Genomic DNA, 24,110 nt, shown 5'->3' with positions numbered 1-24,110 from the left:
CGCCCGTGCGCAGCAATGCTGAAGCATTGCAAGCGCGGGCAACGCCGCAGACGGCCCCAATGCGGGCCAACCCGGAGGGAAGGCATGCCAAAGCGGCCAACTCCGCGTTGCACGCCTTGCGTGTGCCAATGCACACGCGGCGTCGTGCGCCTTGATTTGTCCGCTTTGGCATGCCTTCGCGACCCCGTAAATAGTGTGAACAGGCCCTAAGCCGGCGCCAAAAGCGCCACACGCAAGAAGTCGAGGAAGGTCCGCACCACCTCGGGCAGCGTGCGCTCGGCCAGCGTCTGCAGTTCGATCGCGCGGCCGCGCATGCCGCGCTCGCGGATTTCGGCGGCATGCAGCTCGCCACGCCGCACCCGGTCGCGCACGGTGACCTCGCCCGAGATCGACAGGCCGCCGCCGTACAGCACGAAGTTGGTGAGCGTCTCGAAGTGGTTGCAGACCAGCACCGGCTCGAACACCATGCGGCGCTCGCTGCAGCCGATGTCGAAGAGCTGGCGCACCGTGTTGTCGACCTCGGGCAGCGCGATCGGGTAGGCGCGCATCTGCGCCAGCGTCACATGGCGAAAGCGCGCCAGCGCATGGTCGGGCCGCATGATGGCCAGCACCGCGGCCGGCTGCCGGTGCTCGATCCGGATGCCCTGCTCGGCCGTGCGGCTGTAGGTCAGGCCGATGTCGGCATCGCCATGCAGCACCGCGGTAGTGACGTCCATGGGGCTGGCCACCGCCAGGTGGAACTGGATGCCTGGATAGCGCTCCCGGAACTGCGCAATGGCACGCGGCAGAAACTCGATCGCAAAGCCGGCCGAACTGGCGATGCGCACCCGCCCGCGGCGCAGCCCCTGCAGGCCCTGGATGTCCGACACCACCCGGTCGGCCTCCAGCGCGCCGCGTCGCGCATGCACCGCCAGCAGTTCGCCCGCCGCGCTGGGCACCATGCCGCGCGGCCGACGGTCGAACAGCGGCACGCCCAGCAGGGCTTCCAGCATGGCGACCTGGCGGCTGATGGCCGAGGCGCTCACGTTCAGACGCACCGCCGCTTCGGTGAGGGAGCCGCAGCGCACCACCTCGAGAAAGTAGCGCAGCGAGGTTTCCTGCAGGCGATGGGAGGGTACGGGCACAGCCGGTCTGCTTTGCGTAAATGGCAACGATAACTTGAAACAACGGCGATTGTTCAAAACGTGGCGGCTGCCTATCCTGGGGCCCTTGCATCCGCGCCACCGCCTTGAACATGACCCCAAACCCCGTCGCGCCTCCCTCCGACATCGTGATGCTCGACGCCACGGCCTTGTCCCGCGCCATCCACGCCCGGGCGCTGTCCTGCGTCGAGGTTCTTGACGCCTACCTCGCGCAGATCGATCGGCTCAACCCGGTCGTCAACGCCATCGTCGCGCCGCAGGACCATGACGCGCTGCGCCGGCTGGCCGGTGAGCGCGACGCGCAACTCGCGTGCGGCCAGAGCCTGGGCCCGCTGCACGGCTTTCCGCAGGCGCCCAAGGACATCCTGCCGGTGGCCGGCATGGTCACCACGCGCGGCTCACCGATCTTCAGCGGCCAGGTCCCGGCCGCCGATGCGGTGGTGTTCGAACGCATGCGCCGAGGCGGCGCGATCTTCGTCGGGCGCAGCAACTCGCCCGAGTTCGGCCTGGGCGGCCACACCTACAACGCGGTCTACGGCACCACCCGCAACGCCTTCGACCCGACGCGCTCGGCCGGCGGCAGCAGCGGCGGCGCGGGCGTGGCGGTGGCGCTGCACATGCTGCCGCTGGCCGACGGCTCGGACATGATGGGTTCGCTGCGCACGCCCGCGGCTTTCAACAACGTGTTCGGCCTGCGCACCTCCTTCGGCTGCGTGCCGCACGGCCCGACCGATGAGGTCTTCTTCCAGCAGTTCAGCGTGGCCGGCCCGATGGCGCGCAACATTCCCGACCTGGCCCTGCTGCTGTCCGTGCAGGCCGGCTTCGACCCTCGCCTGCCGCTCACTCGCCGGCAAGATGACCCGGCCATCTTCACCCAGCCCCTGGAGCGGGACTTGCGCGGCACGCGCATCGGCTGGCTCGGTGACCTGGGCGGGCACCTGCCGACCGAGCCCGGCCTGCTGGCCACTTGCGAGCAGACGCTGCGGCATTTCGAAACCATCGGCTGCACGGTCGAGCCGGTGCTGCCCGCCTTCGACTTCGAAGGCCTGTGGCGCGCCTGGATCGACCTGCGCAGTTTTTCATTTGCCGGCGCCAATGCAGGGCTGCACCGCGACCCGGGCACGCGCGCGCTGCTCAAACCCGAAGCGGTGTGGGAGATCGAGCGCGGCCTGCGGCTTTCGGGCCAGGATGTCTACCGCGCCGCCAGCGAGCGCTCGGCTTGGTACCAGGTGATGCGCGGCCTGTTCGAACGCTTCGACTTCCTGGTGATGCCCGCGGCCCAGGTGTTCCCTTTCGACGCCGGCCTGGACTGGCCGCACGCCATCGACGGCCGCGCCATGGACAGCTACCACCGCTGGATGCAGGCCGTGGTGCCCGCCACCATGGCCGGGCTGCCGGCCCTGGCCGCGCCTGCGGGCTTCGGGCCCGGCGGCTTGCCGGCGGGCATCCAGATCATCGGCCCGGCGCAGGCCGACCTGGCCGTGCTGCGGATCGGCCACGCCTACGACCAGGCCAGCGGCCATGCGCGCGTGCGCAGTCCGCTGCTGGCCTGAGTCCCTTTCTCATTCCACCCACAACAGGAGCTTCGCATGACCCGCTTGCGTCATTTTCTGCACTCACTCCTGGCGGCCTGTGTGCTGGCCGGCGCGTCCGCGCCCGCCCTCGCCCAGGCCGACTACCCGGCACGGCCGATCAAGCTGCTGGTGCCCTTCGCGCCGGGCGGCGCCACCGATGTGCTGGGCCGCTTGCTGGCGGCCGAGCTTGGCGAAAAGCTGGGCCAACCCGTGGTGGTGGAAAACAAGCCCGGCGCCGGCACGGTGGTCGCGGCCTCGATCGCCGCGAATGCGCCGGCGGACGGCTACACGCTGCTGCTGGGCGCCAGCACGACGCTCACGCTCAACCCGGCCATCCGCGAATCCCTGCCCTATGACCCCTTGCGCAGCTTCACGCCCATCGGCATGGTGGCCGACATGAGCCTGCTCCTGGTCGCCGGCGAAGGCACCGCCGGCAGCACGCTCAAGGACATCGTCGCGCAGGCCAAGGCCGAGCCGGACAAGTTCTCTTATGGATCCTTCGGCACCGGCTCCTCCGTTCACTTCGGCGGCGAAATGCTCAAGTCGGCGGCCGGTATCCGCATGGTGCATGTGCCGTTCAACGGCAGCGCGCCCAGCCTCGCCGCGCTGATGGGCGGGCAGGTGCAAGTGGCGGTCGACACGGTGGTGGCCACCGCGCCGCTGATCAAGGCCGGCAAGATCAAGCCGATCGCGGTGCTCTCGGCGCAGCGCCTGCCCCTGCTGCCCCAAGTGCCGACCGTGGCCGAGAGCGGCTATCCGGGCTTCGAGATGGGCACCTGGTTCGCGCTGGTCGCGCCGGCTGGCCTGTCGTCCTCGGTGCAACAGAAGCTCGAGAAGGCCCTGGCCGAAGTCGCGAACACGCCGCAGATGCGCAAGAAGCTGGTCGATATCGGCTTGACCCCGGCTTGGGGCAACGGCGCGGCACTGAAGGCCCGGATCGAGCAGGAACTGCCGCGCATGCGCGCCTTGGCCGCGCGCGCGAACATCAAGATGGACTGATCGGGGGCGCCCAAAAGCGGAATAAGCTCGGGCGATGACTCCCTCTTCCATCAGCTCCAAGTCCTATCTCGCCACGCCTGCGCGCCATGCCACCTTCCTCGGGCTGGGCGTGATGGGCTACCCCATGGCAGGACATCTCGCGCTCGCCGGTCATCATGTTGCGGTCTACAACCGCACGGCCGCGAAGTCTGCCGCCTGGCTGCAGGAATTCGCCGCGCAGACCCGTGCCGACCTGCGCCATGCTCCGACACCGCGCGAGGCGGCTGCCGGCGCCGACATCGTGTTTTGCTGCGTCGGCAACGACGACGACCTGCGCTCGGTGGTGCTGGGTGCCGACGGTGCCTTCGCCGGCATGAAGCCGGGCGCCATCTTCGTGGACCACACGACGGCCTCGGCCGACGTGGCGCGCGAACTGTCGGCCATTGCGAGCGAGCGCGGCCTGCAGTTCATCGACGCACCGGTCTCCGGCGGCCAGGCGGGCGCGCAGAACGGCGTTCTCACCGTGATGTGCGGCGGCGACGCGGCGGCCTTCGATGCGATGAAGCCGGTGGCCGAGGCTTTCTCGCGCGCCGTCACGCTGCTCGGGCCCAGTGGTTCGGGGCAGCTGGCGAAGATGGTGAACCAGATCGCCATCGCCGGGCTGGTGCAGGGCTTGTCGGAAGCCATCGCCTTCGGCCAGCGCGCCGGGCTGGACATGCAGGCAGTGCTCGACGTCATCGGCAAGGGCGCTGCGCAAAGCTGGCAGATGGACAACCGCGGCAAGACCATGATCGCCGGCCAGTTCGACTTCGGCTTTGCCGTCGACTGGATGCGCAAGGACCTGGGCCTGGTGCTCGACGAGGCGCGCCGCAACGGCGCACGGCTGCCGGTGACGGCGCTGGTCGATCAGTTCTATGCCGAGGTGCAGCAGGCTGGCGGCCAGCGCTGGGACACCTCCAGCCTGATCACGCGCCTGCGCTGAACAACGAAAAGCCGCTCAGCGGACCGGCGAGGTGACGGCGCCGCCCGAAGCCGGCGCCGTTGTTGGCGCCTGCGGTGCGCCCGTGTTCGCCGGCGGCAGCGGTGCCATCGGCGGCAGCGGCACGCCACTCGAAGAAGACGACGAAGAGGAAGAGGCACCAGTACCGCCGGACGCGGCCTCTTTCAGCTCGGCATCGGACACCACCTGCACCAGCAGCACCACCTTGCGCACGCCATCCACGCCGCGCGTGATGCTGCTGGCGCGATCGGTTTCGCGCCGCGTGGCAATGCCCATCAGGTAGACCACGCCGCGCTCGGTCGTCACCTTGAAAGTGTTGGCGAAGATGTCCTTCTGGTCCAGCAGCGAGGCCTTGACCTTGCTGGTGATGAAGGCGTCGTTGGAGCGGTCGGTAATGGAGCTGCCCGGGCCCACCACCACTTCGTTGACCACGCTGCGCACGTTCTCGACCTTGGCCACCACCTCTTCGGCGCGGCGCTTGTCGGCCTCGGCGCCCACGGTGCCGGTCAGCAGCACCTGGCGGTTGTAGCTGGTCACCGTCACGTTCATGTTGTCGTTGGCGATCTCGCGGATGCGGGCCGCGCCACGCACCTCGATGGTGGTGTCGTCCAGCTGCGCGCCGGAGCTGCGCCGGTCGGTTGCCACCATGCCGGCGCCAACGGCACCGGCCCCCACCACCAGCGGAACGCAGCCTCCCAGGCCCATCGCCAGCGCAGCGCTCGCAGTGAGTGCGATCGCAAATCGTTGCAGGGTGGGCGTTTGCGTCATGAATGGATTCCTTCCTTGATGTGGTGCCTGAAGAGCTGGCCGCAACGAGTTTAGCCCAGTGAATTTCCGGCCCAAGCGCATCGACTCGCGTTGGCGCCGGCAAGCGCCGCGCCGGCTCGTAAATCGGCGCAATGAGTGTTAATGTTTACGGATGCAGGTCAGTCGCCCCGCCGGCAGTGCAGCGGCCATGCCGCCAGGAGCGGCCGCGTGAAAGCGCTGACCGCCGCGCGCGCCATCGCGGCCCGGGTCGGTTCGCGGCTGGTCAGCTCGCCCACCAGTACCGATCCGCCGCTGGTGCTGCTGTTCTCCAAAGACCGCGCGATCCGGCTCGAGCTGTTCCTGCGCAGCTACGCGCAACACGTGTCAGGCCCGTTGCCAATCACCGTGCTGTACCTGGCGTCCTCCGACGCGCATCGGCAGGCCTATGAAGAGGTGTTCGCCGACTACCGCGCGCTGGAACTCACGGCCATCGCCGAGCGCGCGTTCAAGCCCGACCTGCTGGCCGTGCTGCGGGCCTCCAGTGCGCGCCACGTGCTCTTCTTCATGGACGACATCGTCTTCCTTCACCCGGTCGACACCCGGCTGCTGGAGCAATGGGATCCGGGCGACGGCATCCTGAGCCTGCGCCTGGGCCGCAACATCACGCACTGCGCAGACGGCGACGCCGCCCGGCCGCAGCCACAGCCGGAGCTTTTCGAGGACACGGCCTTGCGCGAGCAACCGCTGGCGCGCTGGCGCTGGTCCGCCGGCCAGCTGGAGTGGGCACAGCCGACCTCGCTCAACGGGCACCTGCTGCCGCTGCCCGACCTGGTTCCGGTGATCGAGCAGGCCAGCTTCGAAGCGCCCGCATCGCTGGATGCCGCCATCGGCCAGTTCAAGTTCCTCTTCAAGGGGCGCTGGGGCTACTGCTGGGAACAGGCGCGCATCATGAGTCTGCCGTTCGACCCGGTGACGAGCGAACAGCACGGCGCCTCCGCACCACAGGACTTGGATGAAACGCCGCCATTGCTGCAGGCCTTCCAGCGCGGCTTGCGGCTGGATATTTCCGAACTGCCGCTGGCGCAGCACAACAGCTGCCGCATGGCCTGGGCGCCGGCGCTCAGGCGTGACAGCCGGGGGCCTGCCGGCGCGGAAGAAACCGCAGGCGCCTAGGCGTCTTCGCCCAGCAGCTGCGCGTCGATGCCGTCGCACAGGCAGTGCAGGGTGAGCAGGTGCACCTCGTGCACGCGTGCCGCGCGCTCGTGCGGCACGCAGATCTGCACGTCGGTGTCGCGCAGGGCGCGCCCCACCGAACCGCCGTTGCCACCCAGCAGGGCCACCACGGTCATCTCGCGCGCATGGGCCGCTTCGGCCGCGGCCAGCACGGCAGCCGAGTTGCCGCTGGCGCTCAGGGCGAGCAGCACGTCGCCAGCCTGGCCCAATGCGCGCACCTGGCGTGCGAAGCGATCGGGATCGGCACCCTCGGGTGTGTCGGCCAGCGGGTCGGCGTTGTCGGCGTCCAGGGCAATGGCGGCCAGCTCGGGCCGCTCGCGCTCGAAGCGGCCGACGAAATGGGCCGGGAAGTGCGCCGCGACCAGGCCCGACACGCCGGCGCCGCACGCCAGGATCTTGCCGCCGCTGGTCACGCAGGCCAGCAGCGCCTGCATGGCCAGCGACACCGGCTTGCTCAGGAGCGGCCCGGCCTGGTACTTGAGGTCAGCGCTGTCGATGAAGTGCTGCTGGATCCGTTGCTCGAGCATGGGGCGGCATGATAACTGCGGCGATTCGATCAACCGGCGTCGAAGGCCGCTTTGAGCCACTCGATGCGCTCTTGCACCAGCACCACGTCGAAGCGGCAGGGCGGCAGCGTGCGCAGCCGGCTGATGTAGTGGCGCGCCGCGAAGATGATGCGGTGCTGCTTGAGGCCGGTGATGCTGCCGCCCGCGCCGCCATGCGAGCCGCTGGCGCGCTGGCGCACCTCGACGAAGACCAGGGTGCCGCCGGGCTCGCGCATGATGAGGTCGATCTCGCCACCGCCGCGCCCCGGGGTTCGATAATTGCGCGCCACCAGCTGCAGGCCGGCCGCGCAAAGATGCGCGAGCGCGGCGTCTTCCGCCGCGTCGCCGCGCTGCTTGGTCGTGCTGATGCGGCCCGAAGATCCGCTCCCCGCTGCCTTGTGCTTTTTGTTGTTGTGGAGATCGTCCATCTTGAATCTGCCTGCTGCCTCCGCCTCCCCTTTTCGCAGCGCACTGCACGCTGCGCGCGACGCCGCCGGCTCGCAGGATTATCCGCAGGGCACGCTCTACGTGGTGGCCACGCCGATCGGCAATCTGGCAGATATCACGCTGCGCGCCCTGCATGTGCTGGAGCGGGTCGATGCCATTGCCTGCGAGGACACGCGCCACACCCAGGCCCTGCTGCGCGCCTACGGCATCGACCGCAAGGCCGGCGCGCAGTTGCTGGCGCTGCACCAGCACAACGAGGCGGAAGCGGCGCAGGGCGTGATCGAACGGCTGGCACGCGGCGAGCGCATCGCCTATGTGAGCGACGCCGGCACGCCCGGCGTGAGCGACCCGGGCGCCCGGCTGGCCGCCGCCGTGCGCGCGGCCGGGCACCGCGTGCTGCCGCTGCCCGGCGCCAGCAGCGTCACCACCCTCATCAGCGCGGCCGGGCTGGCGGCCGCGGAAGGCGGTGCTGCGCAAAGCGCCTTTGTCTTTGCTGGCTTCCTGCCCAGCAAGGCCGCCGAGCGCGACAGTGCCATCCAGCAACTGGCCGCCGAGCCGCGCGCCGTGGTGCTGCTTGAGGCGCCGCATCGCATCGAAGCGCTGGCCAGGGCGCTGGCGGTGCTGGGCCAGCGGCCGGTCAGCATCGGCCGCGAGCTGACCAAGCAGTTCGAGGAAATCGACACCGTGCCCGCCGAGGGCCTGGCCGGCTGGCTGGCGACCAAGGAGCAGCGCACGCGCGGCGAATTCGCGCTGGTGCTGCATCCGGCGGCGCAAGACGCGGCCGGGCCGGCCGGCGAGGGTGAACGGGTGCTGCGCCTGCTGCTGTCGGAGCTGCCGCTCAAGAGCGCGGTGCGGCTGGCCGCCGAGATCACCGGCGCGCCGCGCAATGCGCTTTACGAACAGGCGCTGCAATTGCGCAAGGCGGACGACGGCGCCTGAATGGCCCCGGCAGGCATCGGTCGGCCAGGCTTTCGCAGTTGGATTTTTTGCCTGGGTGGAACATGATCGCTGCCCGCCCGCCAATGAAAAAGCCGGAAGCTGTGGGTACAAGCCTCCGGCTGTCATTGTTTGGTCGCCGCCAGGAATCACAAACCCTATGGCAACCCGCATGAATGCTGGACATGGAAGATCATGACTTCCAAGATACCGACAAAAATACCGACGGAACCCAAAATGTCGCACCGACGCAACACAAGCGACGCTGCGCAACACTTAGGACGTCGTCATGCGCGACGGGGACCCGGGCGCCATACAAACAAATGCCTTGCGGGCAGATTCACCACGCTACGTCGAACCCCCAGAGCCGAAGCCCAGTTGCACCGAAAGCAGACGCTTGGCGTCGACGACTCGTCACAACTCTTGCTGCATCCAGGCGGAGAAGGCTCGTAGGCGGTCGGCGAAGTCCGTTGCAACGACCTGCGACTGCACCTTTCCCAGGGGAGTGGCGAACGAGTGGAAGAACACGACTTGCTGCGCCATCTGTGGATACGCTTCTACAAACAGGGCAATGTGGTCTTCGAGCGACTCCGGCCAGGAGCGGGATGCGACGGGCCGAAGCATGTTGGTCGCACGAATCAGCTTTCTGGAGGCTTCTCTCGCGAATCGGGCGAGGGCGGTGGCATCGGGCTCAGTCTCGATGCGTCGCGCGTACCCATCCAGCACGCCGGGGAAGTCTCCGTTCACTGCGCGGGCAATTTCCCTAGACGGGCAGAAGGGTGCGAGGTCTCGGGCTACGTCGTAGCCCTGGATGCATCGGCAATGGTGCTTGAGCCAGAAGCCCCAGCGGTCCCGGTTCTCCGGGGCCTGTACTTCTTCGAGAAAGCCCACGTCGAAGTCGACCTTCGTAACTTCGGGATGGCGGCTCTCCAGTTCCGCCGTGCGGCTTCGATGTCCAGGTTGTCTTGCAATGCAGGTTTGCCAGCGAGCACCAGGACAACGTCCAGGTCCGAACGTCCCGGTACCGCGTCGCCGCGCGCAACGCTTCCATAGAGGTAGGCGCTGTGGACTCAGTGCACAAGAGGGCCAAGGAGCATGCTGCGAAGGTCTTCGACCACCGCGAAAAAGGCTGCCTGAAGGGGAGCGTGCGCAACTGTGCGAATGCAGCCGCTCGCGTCGATGCCTATTGTTTCTGCCAACTTTTTTTCCGGGGGGTGGATGTCATGCTTCGAACGTCGGCTTCTGGCCCCCAGTGCGGGCCTTCAGCATCAACAGAAGCCGACCCTCGTCAAAGTTACTGAACGGCCAGAACCAGTCGTCCATGGAACAACCTCTCGCGCTTGTCATCATCTTGCTGCTCGTGGGCTCCGCAGGGTCGCTTTTCTGCATCTTCGGGTGCCTGTACGTGGGCAGCGACAAGTTCTTCGATGCCGCGCTCTTGAAGGAGCGGCCGAAGGCGTGGGGTCAAGCCGCTGCGACCGGCGAGGTGGTGTTCGCGTATTACTTGCCGAGAATCTTCCTCTTCTGCGCGGGCGGGCTCGTTCTCATTTGGGCGTTCTTCGCGCTCACCCGGTAACGGCCAAAAGCAGCCCGTCGGCCTTGCCGCAGAATTCGCTCGATAGCGGACGCTCGCGGTGCGCGACGAGTTGGTTCGGGTCGAGGAGGCCCCATCCTGAAGCGCGTGCACACCAACCGAAAAAGGCATCAACAATCGCCTACCAGCCCCTCGAATCTAGCTTCTCAACTTTGAACCGTATGGAACCACAACGCGCATCGGTCTACAGGTTCCCGACTCGGTTCGTCGTCTGTCCACTGCGCAAATCCAGCAGCGGACTGGAGGTGGCGTCGGAGCCCTATCGGGCGTTGCCTTCCGTGGCCCCGTCACCTGAACGTCATGCGAAGCCTGGTCTCGGAGATGGAACGCGTAGACCGTGAAAGCCGCCGCCTCGTCGCACACGATGCTGGCGAATGGGCGGGAGGTAGCGTTGCTGCCGGAACTGCTGCGGTGGTCGGCTCGCGCTTCAGGTACCGCCAGGCGTGAGCGCGGGAGTCAGGACTCCACGCTCAAGGGTTCTCGTCGTGCCAGATGCTCTGGCCAACAGGCTGGCGCGCATCTGCTATGCGGTGCTGTGCGACAAGACCGGCTACGCGCCACCCAAAACGCGCAGAATGGTTCGGCGGCGCGTTCGTCCGGGCACGTGGGGTGGGGGGAATGGCTGGTTTGGGCGGTAGCGCGCCAGCAATGGAGTTGATCATGAGCTCTGCAAACGACTATGGCGCGCACTACTGGTGTGTTGCAGGCGATGGCGGACCTGTCTTCGTCTATGCCGATAGGATTGAGATTACAGCGTGTGGTGCCCTGATCGCATGGGGCGGTATAGAAAGGACGGCGCCCATGCTGAGCAGGAGCAGCCGTTGTGGGGGGCCGCACCCGGCCAGTGGAAGACGTTCTTTGCGGCCAGTCTCATCGACAGAAGGCCAGTAGCCGTAGAGGCTGCGGCGTGATCCACGCGCCTACAGGCGCCTTTGGGTGAGTGGCGTGGTGCCGCTTGTGACCCTTTCTGCGGCCTAGACAGGATGGCTTGACGACGTTGTCTACGGGGTCGGAGGCGACGGACTCGGGCCGTACAGCCCCGCAATCTCGTGGCGCCAAGTGCCCGTTGCCCGTTGGTTCGCTGTATGCCTTGCGCTCCGCTTCCTCCTGCGCGATCAGCGCTGGGAGCAACTCCTGCGCCGAGATCAGGGCTTGCACCGTCTTTGGCCAGCCCATCATGGAGCGCATCCATTGGCGCAAGGGCGTCGTCGACCCATTTCCGGGTGTTGAACGTCCCCCAGATGGGCAGAGTGCCCCAAACGTGCGAACGACCGGGTCATCGACCTCTTCGCGGCGCGCCAGGCGTGAATCGCTGGCCTTCTCATGGGCTGATGGTTCGGCTGCAACCCCTCAAGCAGCGCCGTCCGGTGCTGCGAACTTGCCGGCCGGGCCAGCGTACCCCTTTGCCAGTTGCTCACGCAGCACCTCGACCGATCGTGCCGGCAGCTCGCAGCTGCCATTTCGGCAGAGGTAGGCCTCGCCCGCGATCCGTCCTTCGAGCAGCGGCATCGATCCTGGAAAGCCACGCAAGAGCGTGACCAGCGGCGCGAACGCCGACTGCGCCACCGCCCACAGGCGTTCGCTGCCCGGTCCCGCCGGGATCGCAAGGTCAGCCCCTTGCTCGGCCAGCAGCTGTGCGTGCAGCAACGCCGGGGCGGCCATCGGCGCTTCCTCCATCAATGCGCCGTGGCCCTCGAGCGTCGCGTGGACGATGTCGGCCCAGTGGCCGCGTTCATAGGGCCGCGCCAGTCGCAGCAACAGCTCGCACGCCGCCGCAGTGCCCGAGGGCACGGCGCCGTCGTAGAGGTTCCGCGCCCGCATCGGCAACTGCAGCGACGCGCTGTCAAAGAAGCCATCGACCGCGTCATGGAAGCGCTCGACCATGCCGCCGCACAGGTCGAGCGCGGCGTTCAGCCACTCCAACTCGCCGGTGGCTGCATGCAGTTCGACGAGGCCGAGCCCGACCTGCGCATGGTCGGCCAGATACCCTTCGTCGCGCAGCGTGCCGTCGCGCCAGGCGTGGTGGACCAGCCCGTCCCGGACCATGGCGGACAGCAGGAAACGCGCCAGCGTTCGTGCAGCCTGCACGAAGTCGTCGCGCCCAAGCAGCCGCCCGGCTTCAGCGAACGCGCGCAGCGCCATGCCGTTCCAGTCGGCCAGCACCTTGTCGTCGGTGATCGGCCAGGCGCGCCGGGCGCGCGCGGCGTAGAGGCGCTCGCGTACCGAGCGCTCCCAGGTCACGAAAGCCTCGGGTTCCATGCCGAGTTCGGCGCGCACGCCTTCCGGATCGCGGCGCTCAAGCACGTTCGTGCCGTGCTCCCAGTTGCCCTGCACCGTCACCCCATGCAGACGCGCGGCGGCCTCTGCATCGCCGCCGAGCACGGCGCGGAACTCGGCCAGCGTCCAGACGTGGAATTTGCCCTCGACGCCCTCGGCATCGGCGTCCTGCGCGCAAGCATAGGCCCCCGGCGCAGCCGCCGGGTGCATTTCGCGCAGCAGGTACGTCAATGTGCCCTCGGCGATATGGCGCAGCCTCTCGTCGCCGGTCAGCCGAAACGCGCCGGCGTACACGCGCGCGAACTGGGCGTTGTCGTACAGCATCTTTTCGAAGTGCGGCACATGCCAGCGCTCGTCGGTGGAGTAGCGAGCGAAGCCACCACCGACGTGGTCATACATTCCTCCGGCTGCCATGTGGTGCAGCGTCGTCACGAGCATCGAGCGCACGCTCGCGTCGCCGCAGGCGGCCAGCGCCAGCAGGTATTGCAGCAGCGGAGTCTGCGGAAACTTGGGCACGCTGCCGAAGCCCCCGTGCGTTTCGTCGAAGCGCAAGGTGAGCTGGGCCACCGCAAGCCGGTGAATGTCATCGGCCGACGCACGGGCCGGGAGGGTCCTGCCGCGGCGCACCAGATCGAGCAGCGTCTGGGCCTCCCGCTCGATGTCACTGCGCCGGTGGACCCAGGCGTCGCGCACGGCGGCAAGCACCTCGGAGAAGCTGGCGATTCCCTGGCGCGATCGCGGCGGGAAGTACGTGCCGCCGAAGAAGGCTTGAAGTCGAGGCGTGAGGAACATGTTCATCGGCCAGCCGCCGCGGCCGGTTAGCGCCTGCAGCGCGCTCATGTAGACGTGATCGACGTCCGGCAGTTCCTCGCGATCGACCTTGATCGCGACGAAGCCATCGGCCAACTGGCGCGCCAGCCCCACGTCCTCGAAGCTCTCGCGCTCCATCACATGGCACCAGTGGCAGGTGGCGTAGCCCACCGACAGGAGGATCGGCTTGTCGTCGGCGTGCGCCTTGGCGAAGGCCTCCTCACCCCATGGGTACCAGTCCACCGGGTTGTGCGCGTGTTGCAGCAGGTAGGGACTGGTCTCGCGGGCAAGGCGGTTGGCGGGGCGGTCCGGGAGGCGCGGAGTGAAAGGCGTCATGGACAGCGGCCCGGGCGTCGGAGCTTTTTGGGGAAAGCTCGCCATTGTTTTAGCCTATGCTTCATCGAAGGCGCGGCCATGGTCAAGGAAAGCAACCGGTGGATGGAAACCTCAGACGGCATTCTGATGTTTCCCAGCCTGATCTGGAAAGCCCGGATCGGGGCCAGCTTGCACGATTCGCTGGCAGGACGCATTCTCGCAGCGCTGACGCAGATGCGGCGCGGCTTGCGCCCACTTGAAGCCGGCCGCGGTTGGCCATGAGGTATGTATGGCCGTACCCGCGACACCGGCGATCCCTGCATCTCCACGGGGATGCGACGACGCTGAAATGCACGACCCCGACAAGCTCGAAGCGGTGCTGCGCTATCACGAGCGCACCAAGCACCAGTTCCACCGCTATGCGCGCTCGGCCGGCACCCTGGATTGGGTCAACCAACCCAACCCGTTCCGCCGCTACGAGGGGGCGCCGCTCACACGCTTGCCCATCCTTGGCGCGGACGAAGAGCCACTGTCGCCGGGTTACCAGGACATCTATCGGCGGGCCTCGGTTCCGAGCGCGCCGCTCACGCTCCGCTCGCTGTCGCGGCTGTTCGAGTACGCGCTTGCGCTGTCGGCCTGGAAGGAGGCGGGCGGCACGCGTTGGGCACTGCGCAGCAACCCTTCGAGTGGCAATCTGCATCCCACCGAGGGCTACCTGCTGATCGGCGCGCTTGCCGGCCTGGCGCACGCGCCCGGCCTGTACCACTACGCGCCGAGAGAGCACGGCCTGGAACGGCGCGCGAACGGCTCCGTCGAATGGTTCGCACAGTTGATGCGAGAGTTTCCCCCACAGGCCTTTCTGATCGGTCTCTCGTCCATCCACTGGCGCGAAGCGTGGAAGTACGGCGAACGCGCGTTTCGTTATTGCCAGCACGACGCTGGCCATGCCATCGGCGCGCTTGGCATCGCCGCCGCGACCCTGGGATGGCGCACTGTCGTGTTGCATGGCCTGGCCGACGAAACCATCGAAGCCTTGCTGGGGCTAGACCGCGCGGAAGACTTCGCAGGCGCCGAGCGCGAAGAGCCCGAACTCGTCATGCTTGTCTGGCCGAGCGACTCGGCCGGGCCGTGGTGCGCAGGCGCGCAGCGCGCGCTGCCGCTCGGCCTTGATCCGCTGCTGGCGCGCGAACTCACCAAGCAGGGCTGGTGCGGAGCAGCGAACCGGCTCAGCCGCGACGACCCAGTCGCCTGGAGCGTCATCGACGAGGTGGCGCTCGCCTCACGCAATCCGATCGACGAGCGGGTTGGTTTGGACCTGTTCGGCGCATCGGCCCCAGCGCATCGAGCCGCAGCGCTCCCGGACGGGCCGCTGGCCGGCCGGATCATCCGGCAGCGGCGCAGCCTCCTGGCCTGTGACGGCAAGACGTCGCTCCCGGCCGAGCGCTTCTACGGCATGCTCGCCCGCGTGATGCCGCGTGTGGAGCTGGAAGCGAACCGGCGGCCGCTGCCCTGGGATGCCATTGCCTGGGAGCCGCGCATCCACCTCGCCTTGTTCGTTCACCGGGTGGACGGACTCGACTCGGGGCTGTACGTCCTCGTTCGCGACCTGGCCAAGCTGGACAAGTTGAAGCGCGCCATGCATCAGCGCTTCGACTGGTCCAAGCCCCCCGGATGCCCGCTGGACCTTCCCCTTCGCAGGCTGGAAAGCGGCGATGCGAGGCAGCTCGCAACGCAAGTGAGCTGCTTTCAGGACATCGCGGGCGACGGGGTCTTTTCGCTCGGCATGATCGCCGAGTATCGGGACGCCTTGTTGGCGCACGGGCCCTGGGTCTATCGCCGGCTCTTTTGGGAAACGGGGGTGATCGGTCAGGTGTTGTACCTGGAAGCCGAAGCGGCGGGCATCGGAGCCACGGGCATAGGCTGCTTCTTCGACGACCCGGTGCACCGGGTGTTCGGTTTCAGCGACCTGGAGTTCCAGTCGCTCTATCACTTCACGATCGGTGGCCCGGTGGAGGACAGCCGACTTACCACGCTGGCGCCCTACGGCGCGCATCCGCAGGCGTTGGGGAGTGGTACAGACCTCGCGTGACGCAACGAACGGTCGCGGGGCGAGCATGCCGGGCCGGTGGCCCGTCGCCTCTACGTGACTCGATGCACATGTTGGCGACCTACGAAGAAACCCGCCATCAAGGCGGGTTTCTGGGCGATGCGGGAGGAAGGGGCGAACCCCTTGGAGCAAAGCTCCCGTGGCCGAATGAGCCACTGAGTCCACCGTTGCATCACAAAGTTCTGATCGGCCCCTGCGCAGAAAGTTCCGCACCATTTCGCGGTCGGTCGGCCCGTGGCCCAGGCCGCGGCGCACTTGTGGGAGACAGGCTGCGCCAGCGTTGACGGCGCGCTCGTCGTCGCGGGGAAACGCGCTGCGCAGGCGTACAGTCGCGTGGCAGCATGTCGCGCAAGGCGTGCAGTTCCTTGCCGCAGCCGTGTCCGCCAATTCGCTGAGCAGTGATCGGAGCTTTGACGAGGGCCATTTGCGCGGTCCGGATTGACCTGGTCCAACCAGCGCCTGCGGTGCAACCAGGTGCTGACCGTCGGCACAATCCATCGGATTGATCGGCCCGCTATCAGTCCGCTGCCGATGGACCAGACCCGCCCAACGGGGTCGCAATGCAAAAAGGAGACTGTCGTGGAACTAACATCCGTCCCGATCGACAAGCCGACCGATGTCAACTTCATCCTCGGTCAATCACACTTCATCAAGACGATCGAAGACCTGCATGAGGCGATCGTGCAGACAGTGCCCCAGATGAAGTTCGGCATCGCGTTTTGCGAGTCAAGTGGGCCCGCCCTGGTGCGTCGGACCGGGAACGACGCGGAACTCATCGAGTTGGCGCAAAAGAATGCCCTGGCGCTGAGTTGCGGACATTGCTTCATTGTCTTCATGACCGGCGGGTTCCCAATCAATATCCTGAACACCATCAAGGCGGTGCCGGAGGTTTGTGCCATCTACTGTGCGACGGCTAATCCGGCGGAGGTCATCGTGGCCGAGACGGGCAACGGGCGAGGAATTCTCGGGGTTGTGGATGGCGTCAAGAGTCAGGGCGTCGAGACCGAGTCCGACGTCGAAGCGCGCAAGAAGATGCTGCGCCAATTCGGTTACAAGCTCTGAGCGACGAGCGGACACGGTCCAGCTCGACTCGGATGCACAGGGATCGATCCAAGCCGATCAACCGACCGGCTTGGTTCGGCCAACTGCGGACGTTCCCGATTGGGGCAGCATCTGAAGTGCCAGACTTTTGAACAAGGCGTGGAAATCATGGCAGCCGTAGTTGTCCTTGAGGACGAATTTCATGCAGAGCCACAGGGCCAATTTGCATCCATCGAGGACGCCTTCGCTGAGCTTGTGCGCCGTTCGACTGTGGCATGGGATCAGGCCCCGAACCGTTGCCCGTGCAAGAGTTGGAAAACGTGCCGCCGCGACTATCAGATTCTTGTGTACGACGACGCGCTTACTCCGTGGAAGCAACGAAGTCGACTAGTTGTGATGTCTCTTCGATTTTTTGTTGGCTTGCCCCATACGGCTGAAGTCTTCCGCCGTGTGAATCGCCCAGTCACGGAACGCTTGCACCACCGGAGAGTCTCGCTTGTGCTCTGGATACACCAAGCAGTACCGCTTCTCGTGCTTCAGGCTCACATTGAATGGGATGACGAGTGCCCCACGCTCGACGTCCTCTTGAACGTAGAAGCGAGGAACAAGACCAACGCCAAGACCCGCGCGCGCGGCGTCGATGACCATCGCGTAGAGCTCGAAGCGCATCGCCGGCGCAGGAATGACCTCCTTGCATCCGGCAGTCTCGAACCAGCGCTGCCACGCCTCCGGCCGAACGCGCTTGTGGAGCAAAGGCAATGACATCAGTCCAGAGGGCGTCTTGATTTTGGAAAGGTCGAAGTGACGTGGGCTGACCACGGGGACAACTTCTTCCTCAAAGAGATGCACCTTCTCGACGCCGTCCCAGACAGGGTCGTCGAAATGCAGCGCAGCGTCGAGATTGGTCCCGCGAAAAGTGAACGGTTCTGCTCGCTCGGACAGGTTGACCGTGATGCCGGGATTCTTCTGCAGGAAATCATTCAGCCTCGGCAGCAGCCAACGGCTTGCGAACGTCGGGATGACCGCGAGTTCCAGGACGCCGCCAGCCCCCTTGTGCTCCATCAGAGACTTCGTGTGCATCTCAATTTCATCGAGGTTGCCACGGATGTTGCGGCTGTAAAGCCTCCCTGCCTCGGTCAGGATGACCTGCTTTTTGACCCGACTGAAGAGCTTGACTCCAAGAAACTGTTCCAGCACAGCAATCTGACGACTCACGGCGCTTTCGGTGAGGTACATCTCGGCGGCGGCGCGTGCAAAGCTTTCATGTCGCGCAGCAGCTTCGAAGAGTGACAGGGCGACGATGCTGGGGATTTTTCGCTTCATAAGTGGTCGGGGCCGTTCGGTTGGCAAGGCATTGTTGACCAAGACCAGCCGACCGCGACTTGACATTGACACCGACGGCGGGGGCATCGGCAAGCGACCCTCCGGGGGCGAGACGGCGGTCCCGAGAGCGCTGAGCCACGACCTGTTCAGCGATTTCAACGCAAGGTCCTGGGCGCGTCGAGACGTCGGCGGGCGCGCCTACTCTTCGACCTGAATGTTTGCTGCCTTGACCACAGAGCCCCAGCGCACATTCTCCGCCCGCACAAAGGCGCCAAAATCGCGCGGCTCGATGTTTGACGGCGTATAGCCAATCTCGGCCATGCGCGCGCGCACCGCGGGGTCGCGGACCACTTTATTGACATGGGCCTGGAGCACCTCGATGGCCGCTTGCGGCGTATTGGGGGGAGCAAGGACGCCGAACCAGGTGTCCGAGTCGACGGCGTACCCCTGCTCCTTGAGCGTTGGAACGTCGCCGATGGCGGGAAACCTCTCGGGCGACCCGAGTGCAATGAGCTTGAGCTTGGATTTGCTCGCGACAGCCAGCGGCGTCGGGATGAAGCCGTACTCGACGTCGCCGGCCATGACAGCAGCCATCACCGGGGCGGCACCTGCGTAAGGGACTGGGAGGGCCTTCGTTCCTTCGGTTTTCGACCTTAAGAGTTCCATGCCCATCTGCGACATGCTGCCAGGACCCCAGTGTCCGTAGGTAATCTCCTTGGCTCTGGACTGTGCGACGAACTCGGCGACACTCTTGGTATCGCTGGATTCCTTTGAGGCCAGAACGAAGCCCATCTTTGCAACCAGCGCGACGGGCTTGAAGCCGTTGGGGTCGTATTTCACCGCCTTCTTATAGATGTGCGGGGAAACGGAAATGAAGTCTGCAGCAGCGAACAGCAGCGTCGTGCCGTTTTCTGGCGCGCTGTAGACGTAGTTGGCCCCAAGGATGCCGTTCACACCCGGCCTGTTTTCAACGATGAGAGGCTTCCCTAACGCGTTGCCAATCTGATTGGCCACGATGCGAGCGAGCACATCCGTGCCTCCTCCCGGCGCGTAGGGAACCACCAGCCTCACGGGTCCAGGCGGCGTCCAAGACGGAGTTGCCGCAAAGCTCAACGGAGCCATGCACGCCAATGCCACCGTGAAAAGGCGTCGTCCAAAGCGGCCCACCGGCACCTGGCGACCATTGGTCCAGGGAAGTGCGGCTGAGATTTTGATTGAAGTCATGCTGTCTCCTTTTTGCCTTGGAAAGGCGTACTGCAGCGACCTACCCACGGGCAGATGCGCTCCCTGAATCAAGATTGTTCGACTGCGCCGGTGTCGCCCGGCAGCAGGTCATGTGTATCGCGCTTTGACCATTAATTCGACTTACTGCCAGTTCGCATGCTTGGCCGCATGCTCTCCGGCAATCTTTCCGAACACGGCACCTCGCAACACCGACGTGGCCCCCGTGTAGACCTGGTAGTACAGTCCTGCCGCCTCCCCAACGGCGTAGAGGCCAGGAATGACTCGCCCGTCGTTGTCGATAACCTGTGCCTGCTTGTTCGTTTTCACGCCACCGTAGGTGAAGCAGATGCCGGACATGATGGGGTACGCACAGAACGGCCCCCGGTCGATGGGCCGTGACCAGTTCGACTTCCGTGGCTCGATGCCAACCGTCGCGAGGCCATCGACGTTGAGAGGTGAGAATTCCCCTTCCGGACAAGCGGCGTTGAATGACTCGACAGTTTTGAGGAGGCCCACCTCAGAGATGCCACAGGCCTGGGCTAGCTCTGCCAACGTCGTTGCCTGGATGGGAGGTTGGTCCGTCCGAATGCCCTTCTTCCAGTTGGGCACGTCGTTGATACGCTGGTCGTAGACCATATAAGCCACGCCATCGGGCTGACTCTTGATATCGCGGGCGATATGGTCGTAGTGAACATCGACAGGCCCGGGCGCCTCGTCGACGAACCGGCGCCCTTCCTTGTTCACAAGAAGGCCGTAGGAAAAGCTCATCACCAACGGCTCAACCTGGGCCGAGCGTGGGTCCATCGGCTCAGCGTGGTAAGACCCGAAATCGCCCGCAGGCGCACCGCCTGCGTCGAGCGCCATGCGAATGCCTTCGCCCTTGTTGTAGTAGCCACCGCGGGCCACCGGCCGAAGGAACCGTGCCTCTGGACCGATGTAGCGCGTGAGCATCTCGGGGTTGCCTTCGAACCCACCCGTGCCAAGCACCACCGCTCTTGCCCTGATTCGCTTCATCCGACCGTCAGACCCGAAGGTGTCCACGCTGACGTTGCCATTGCCGTCGCCGCGTTCCAATGTCTGTGCCGTGGCCTCGTACCGAATTTCGACGCCGGCGCGCATCGCTTCGTCGCGAAGCGCCTCAATCATCGCAAGGCCTCCCCCTACGGGCATGAGACGAGGAGCCGCCGCGGTTACGAAATAGGTCGGCAGCGCGGCGAAACGGACACCGAATGTCTTCAACCACTGAACGGTCGGACCCGCCTGCGCCGCAAGCGTCGAAATCAACTCCGGGTCCGGCATGCCGTGCGCCTTGACGTACGGAGGCCAGTCTTCGTAGGCGGCCGCGGCGTGCTGAACAACGTTCGGGTCGATGTGATGGCCCGCATTGGCCACCAGCAACTCCTCGAAGTCGTCGCTGACCTGGTTCTCGTCCATCATGCGAAAGTAGGACTCGGTCCAGCGCGTATTGCCGCCAAACTCATCACTCGTTGCCCGCTCCAGGACGATGACTTTGGCACCGGCCGCAGCTGCGGACACTGCCGCACTGAGGCCCGATATGCCGCAGCCGATAACGAGCACGTCGCACGCCCTGGGCGCTGTTCCTTCTTCTCTCATGTCTCCACCTTTTCGTAGTTGTTCACCCGCTGGACGGCCGCCTCAGTACTTCCGGATGAAAGGGTCGGGCATGTCGAGGTCCGTAGAAATCCAGACGCTCTTGACCTCGAGAAACTCCTTGACCGCCTCGACACCGCCCTCGCGGCCCAGGCCGCTGTCCTTGTAGCCGCCGAACGGCGTGGCAAAGCTCGTTGACCGGTAGTTGTTAATCCATACAGTGCCAGCCTTCAGACGCTCCGACATGTGCATCGCGCGGTGCAGGCTTTTCGTCCAAACGCCTGCGGCCAAGCCGAAACGGATGTCATTGCCGATTTGGATTGCTTCTTCCTCATCCCTGAACTTCAGTACCGACAGCACCGGGCCGAAAACCTCTTCCTGCGCGATGCGCATCCCGTTGTCGACACCCGTGAAGATTGTCGGCTCCACGAACTGGCCGGCGCCGAACCCCGGGCCGCTGCGCACCTTGCCGCCGAATACGCACTTCGCTCCTTCGGATTTCGCCACCTCGATGTAGCTGACTACCTTGTCGAACTGCGGCTTGGTGGCGACAGGACCGACCTGCACGTCGGGCAGCGCAGGGTCACCGAGCTTTGCTTTGGATGCGATGCCAATCAGGCGCTCGACAAACTCGTCGTGGATGCTTTCCTGCAGAAGCAGGCGTGAGCCGGCCATGCATGTCTGCCCACCGGCGGAGAAGATGCCTGTGATGACGCCGTTGGCCGCGCGGGTGAGGTCCGCGTCGTCGAAAACAATGTTAGGCGACTTGCCCCCCAGCTCCAAGGTGACGCGCTTGAAGTGCTTGGCCGCAGCTACGCTCACGCGCCGACCACCCTCGTCACCGCCGGTGAACGCGATGCAGGCAACGTCGGGATGCTCAACCAGCGGCTCGCCCACGTCTTTCCCGTATCCAGTGACGACGTTGAATACGCCCGGCGGAAAGCCAGCCTCTGCGAATAGCCCGGCAAGAACGAGCAGTGATACCGACGTATGTTCGGAAGGCTTGGCTACGATGACGTTGCCAGCGGCAAGTGCCGGTGCAACCTTCCACGCTGTCAGCAGAAGCGACGAGTTCCAAGGCGTGATGGTTCCGACGACACCCACAGGCTCATAGCGCGTGTAGTTAAAGACCTTGGGCTTGTCCATCGGGATGACGGCCCCCTGGATTTTGTCGGCGAGGCCACCGTAGTAGTAGAAGTACTTGGCCATGTACGAAACCTGGCCACGCACTTCGGTGCGGAGTTTTCCATTGTCGCGGGCCTCCACCTCCGTCAGAACGTCCAAGTTGGCGTCGATGAGTTCGCCCAATTTGTGCAGCAACATGCCGCGCTGTGTCGCCGACATCGTGCTCCAGGGGCCATTCATGGCTGCCTTGGCAGCCTCGACCGCACGGTCGACGTCTTGGGCGTTGCCTTTGGGAAGCTTGGCCCACGGTTCACCGGAAAACGGGTCCAGTGAATCGAACCATTCCTCCGAGGTCGAGGTCTGCCATTCGTTACCGATGAAGAGTTTGTACTGCTGCATATTGCGCTCCGTAAGTCTCTGACTGATGGACAACCGGGTTCCATGCGACGCCGCTCTGTGCGTTCGCCTGTGGCCTTTGGTTGAAGTCAGTTTCGGGCTTCGCGCTCAAGCGAACAAACGATTAGTCCTGTCCTTGTCATGAGGTTTTGGAATCGATGGCGCCCGTGGTGTCGCAGTCCACGGAACAACACTGACGCCTGCTTGCCCCCCTAGTTCCAGCTTGGTGCCTCGGCATCGCCGTGCAGCAGGACGTTCTTCAATATGGGAGCAGCGAAGCGATGAATCGCGCTGTACAGGGGTGGGACGCCTGTGTTGGGATACGAGAGCTCCCAGGCGGAAACTTGGCGTCCAGCACAGCCGATACACGTCTGCAAATTGCGTGGCATTCCCATGCCGACTTATCTGCGTCCACCACGCATTCGGGCATGCCCTCTCCCCGAGCAGCGGCGAGCGTCTACACGTCCTGGTCGCTCCAAAGCCGCGCTTCACTTCCGACACAGTAAGGGCACTTTCACAAGCGATAGTGCAGCACTTGGCCGTGCGTCGCGCGCGGCGGTGCAGTATCAAAGTTGGCATGAACGCACGCGCAAAGCACTTCGGAGCGCCCTCCGATATTGCGTCGATTCTCGAGCACGCTCCGCGTCGCGGTCAGCCCCTTCCGTCAGCCGGCGACATGCTGCTCGGTGTGCTGGCTGCGCTCACTGGCACTTGCAGCGGGGAGCCTGCCCCTCGCGATGTCTGACCGCGGCGCGTTCACGTAGGTGCCGGGGGTCACGCCGTACTCCTTCCTGAAGATGGAAATGAAGGCACTCACGCTTTCGTAGCCCACCGTCAGCGCGACCTCCGTGACCGGCAGCCCCTGGCGCAGAAGTTCAACAGCCCTGAGCAAGCGGCTTCTTTGTTGCCACTTCTTGAACGTGAGGCCCGTCTGCCGCTCGAACACGCGCGACAGGGTGCGCTCGCAGGCCCCGACTTCGCTCGCCCACTCATGCAGGGTGCGAGGGTTCGAGGGCTCCGCCAGGATGGCGCGTGCGATGCGGGCTGCCCTGCGGTCCAGTGGCAATTGCATCCTGCATGCGGATGAGTCCACGCACTGAAGCTCCTCCCGGATGACCTCCTTCAGGCAGGCTTGCCGCGCCAGGTCCACGAAGCGATCCGAGCGCGCGAGATACCCCACGAGTTCGATAACCAGTGTCGACACCGGCGAAACACTGCAATCGTCCAACGCCTCCAGTCCGTGGGTCGAGAGGTGAATGCAGAAGACCTTGCAGGGGCGCGCCACCGCAAGGCCGTGCTGCCGGTGGGGCGGTATCCAGACCATGGAGTGCGGCGGCGCGCGCCACTCGCTCGACGTGGTGGATGCCGTCAGCGTCCCATCCAGGCTGAACACGACTTGGAGCGTAGGGTGCGTGTGCGGCGGAAAGAACAGATTGGCGCCGCACATTTCCGAGCTGACGCAGAAGCTCTGCTCGTCAACAGCAAGTCCAGGCATGGGCATTCGTCCGGTGCTGGCGATGGGCCAAGCCTCAGCCTGCGTCGCGCGCGGATCGTCCATCCTGCGCCAGTGCCGCGACCTTCGACGGTGTGGCCGAAGACAAGGAATGCAAGTAACGCATATGAATCTCCTGGTTCAGTTGGACACACTCACCACGGAAGCTCTCTCCCCGAAGCAATCGCAACAA

Annotated in this window: 20 protein-coding genes and 1 pseudogene; 9 read left to right on the top strand and 12 right to left on the bottom strand. The window is 65.5% G+C overall.

The genetic code is table 11. The features are described 5' to 3' along the window. Window positions 1–206: 206 nt before the first annotated feature. The gene (locus tag ACIPRI_RS26350) at window positions 207–1,124 is read right to left on the bottom strand and encodes a LysR family transcriptional regulator (RefSeq protein WP_446624468.1); all 918 of its coding nucleotides are present in this window, start codon (window positions 1,122–1,124) and stop codon (window positions 207–209) included. 110 nt (window positions 1,125–1,234) lie between these two features. Here ACIPRI_RS26350 and ACIPRI_RS26345 point away from each other — a divergent pair, with 110 nt between their 5' ends. From ACIPRI_RS26345 to ACIPRI_RS26335, 3 genes are read left to right on the top strand one after another with little or no spacing between them, the layout of a single operon-like run. Then, entirely contained in the window at window positions 1,235–2,695 is a 1,461-nt protein-coding gene (locus ACIPRI_RS26345; RefSeq protein WP_446624467.1) for an amidase, read from the top strand. Between the two features lie 36 nt (window positions 2,696–2,731). Next, a complete protein-coding gene (locus ACIPRI_RS26340) occupies window positions 2,732–3,715 on the top strand; it encodes a Bug family tripartite tricarboxylate transporter substrate binding protein (protein WP_446624466.1) in 984 nt (327 codons plus the stop codon). Between the two features lie 34 nt (window positions 3,716–3,749). After that, a complete protein-coding gene (locus ACIPRI_RS26335; RefSeq protein WP_446624465.1) occupies window positions 3,750–4,676 on the top strand; it encodes an NAD(P)-dependent oxidoreductase in 927 nt (308 codons plus the stop codon). 15 nt (window positions 4,677–4,691) lie between these two features. Here ACIPRI_RS26335 and ACIPRI_RS26330 read toward each other — a convergent pair whose 3' ends face one another. Continuing rightward, entirely contained in the window at window positions 4,692–5,462 is a 771-nt protein-coding gene (locus ACIPRI_RS26330) for a BON domain-containing protein (protein ID WP_446624464.1), read from the bottom strand. Window positions 5,463–5,669: 207 nt separating this feature from the next. Between ACIPRI_RS26330 and ACIPRI_RS26325 the strand changes: the two genes are divergently transcribed. Next, window positions 5,670–6,614, top strand: a complete 945-nt coding sequence (locus ACIPRI_RS26325; protein ID WP_446624463.1) for a hypothetical protein — start codon at window positions 5,670–5,672, stop codon at window positions 6,612–6,614. Here ACIPRI_RS26325 and ACIPRI_RS26320 read toward each other — a convergent pair. Together ACIPRI_RS26320 and ACIPRI_RS26315 are read right to left on the bottom strand one after the other, a co-directional pair. Then, on the bottom strand, window positions 6,611–7,201 hold the full coding sequence (locus ACIPRI_RS26320; protein ID WP_446624462.1) for an SIS domain-containing protein: 591 nt from the start codon (window positions 7,199–7,201) through the stop codon (window positions 6,611–6,613). The two genes, ACIPRI_RS26325 and ACIPRI_RS26320, sit on opposite strands and share 4 nt — an antisense overlap. Window positions 7,202–7,230: 29 nt before the next feature. Further along, entirely contained in the window at window positions 7,231–7,647 is a 417-nt protein-coding gene (locus tag ACIPRI_RS26315) for a YraN family protein (protein WP_446624461.1), read from the bottom strand. A 7-nt stretch (window positions 7,648–7,654) separates the two neighbouring features. On the opposite strand from ACIPRI_RS26315, the gene rsmI reads away from it, so the two are divergent. After that, window positions 7,655–8,605 carry a 16S rRNA (cytidine(1402)-2'-O)-methyltransferase gene (gene rsmI, locus ACIPRI_RS26310; RefSeq protein WP_446624469.1) on the top strand — a complete coding sequence of 317 codons (951 nt, stop codon included), beginning with the start codon at window positions 7,655–7,657 and terminating at the stop codon, window positions 8,603–8,605. A gap of 411 nt (window positions 8,606–9,016) precedes the next feature. On the opposite strand, the gene ACIPRI_RS26305 is transcribed toward rsmI, so the two are convergent. Further along, window positions 9,017–9,493 carry a hypothetical protein gene (locus ACIPRI_RS26305; protein ID WP_446624460.1) on the bottom strand — a complete coding sequence of 159 codons (477 nt, stop codon included), beginning with the start codon at window positions 9,491–9,493 and terminating at the stop codon, window positions 9,017–9,019. Beyond that, window positions 9,397–9,654 (bottom strand): annotated as a pseudogene (locus ACIPRI_RS26300) (nucleotidyltransferase domain-containing protein); the annotation flags it as partial. The pseudogene ACIPRI_RS26300 and the gene ACIPRI_RS26305, both read right to left, overlap by 97 nt. A gap of 269 nt (window positions 9,655–9,923) precedes the next feature. Between ACIPRI_RS26300 and ACIPRI_RS26295 the strand changes: the two are divergent. Then, window positions 9,924–10,178 (top strand): hypothetical protein, encoded by a 255-nt coding sequence (locus ACIPRI_RS26295; protein WP_446624459.1) that lies wholly within the window; start codon window positions 9,924–9,926, stop codon window positions 10,176–10,178. Window positions 10,179–11,546: 1,368 nt separating this feature from the next. Here ACIPRI_RS26295 and ACIPRI_RS26290 read toward each other — a convergent pair. Then, a complete protein-coding gene (locus ACIPRI_RS26290; protein ID WP_446624458.1) occupies window positions 11,547–13,664 on the bottom strand; it encodes a thioredoxin domain-containing protein in 2,118 nt (705 codons plus the stop codon). 33 nt (window positions 13,665–13,697) lie between these two features. Between ACIPRI_RS26290 and ACIPRI_RS26285 the strand changes: the two genes are divergently transcribed. From ACIPRI_RS26285 to ACIPRI_RS26275, 3 genes are all read left to right on the top strand, one after another. Further along, window positions 13,698–13,880, top strand: a complete 183-nt coding sequence (locus tag ACIPRI_RS26285; RefSeq protein ID WP_446624457.1) for a hypothetical protein — start codon at window positions 13,698–13,700, stop codon at window positions 13,878–13,880. A gap of 67 nt (window positions 13,881–13,947) precedes the next feature. Then, a complete protein-coding gene (locus ACIPRI_RS26280; RefSeq protein WP_446624456.1) occupies window positions 13,948–15,687 on the top strand; it encodes a SagB/ThcOx family dehydrogenase in 1,740 nt (579 codons plus the stop codon). Window positions 15,688–16,284: 597 nt separating this feature from the next. Next, complete coding sequence (locus tag ACIPRI_RS26275; protein ID WP_446624455.1) at window positions 16,285–16,767, top strand: adenosine-specific kinase; 483 nt, start codon at window positions 16,285–16,287, stop codon at window positions 16,765–16,767. A 366-nt stretch (window positions 16,768–17,133) separates the two neighbouring features. On the opposite strand, the gene ACIPRI_RS26270 is transcribed toward ACIPRI_RS26275, so the two are convergent. From ACIPRI_RS26270 to ACIPRI_RS26250, 5 genes are all read right to left on the bottom strand, one after another. Further along, window positions 17,134–18,069 (bottom strand): LysR family transcriptional regulator, encoded by a 936-nt coding sequence (locus tag ACIPRI_RS26270; RefSeq protein WP_446624454.1) that lies wholly within the window; start codon window positions 18,067–18,069, stop codon window positions 17,134–17,136. Window positions 18,070–18,267: 198 nt separating this feature from the next. Continuing rightward, a complete protein-coding gene (locus tag ACIPRI_RS26265; protein ID WP_446624453.1) occupies window positions 18,268–19,293 on the bottom strand; it encodes a Bug family tripartite tricarboxylate transporter substrate binding protein in 1,026 nt (341 codons plus the stop codon). A 141-nt stretch (window positions 19,294–19,434) separates the two neighbouring features. After that, entirely contained in the window at window positions 19,435–20,907 is a 1,473-nt protein-coding gene (gene tcuA, locus ACIPRI_RS26260) for an FAD-dependent tricarballylate dehydrogenase TcuA (RefSeq protein ID WP_446624452.1), read from the bottom strand. A 42-nt stretch (window positions 20,908–20,949) separates the two neighbouring features. Then, a complete protein-coding gene (locus ACIPRI_RS26255; RefSeq protein WP_446624451.1) occupies window positions 20,950–22,428 on the bottom strand; it encodes an aldehyde dehydrogenase in 1,479 nt (492 codons plus the stop codon). A 661-nt stretch (window positions 22,429–23,089) separates the two neighbouring features. Beyond that, on the bottom strand, window positions 23,090–23,983 hold the full coding sequence (locus ACIPRI_RS26250) for an AraC family transcriptional regulator (RefSeq protein WP_446624450.1): 894 nt from the start codon (window positions 23,981–23,983) through the stop codon (window positions 23,090–23,092). Window positions 23,984–24,110 lie beyond the last annotated feature (127 nt).

Source organism: Variovorax sp. LARHSF232, assembly GCF_052871435.1.
Note: the sequence above shows the minus strand (reverse complement) of the source record. Positions and strands in the feature narration are given on the sequence as shown.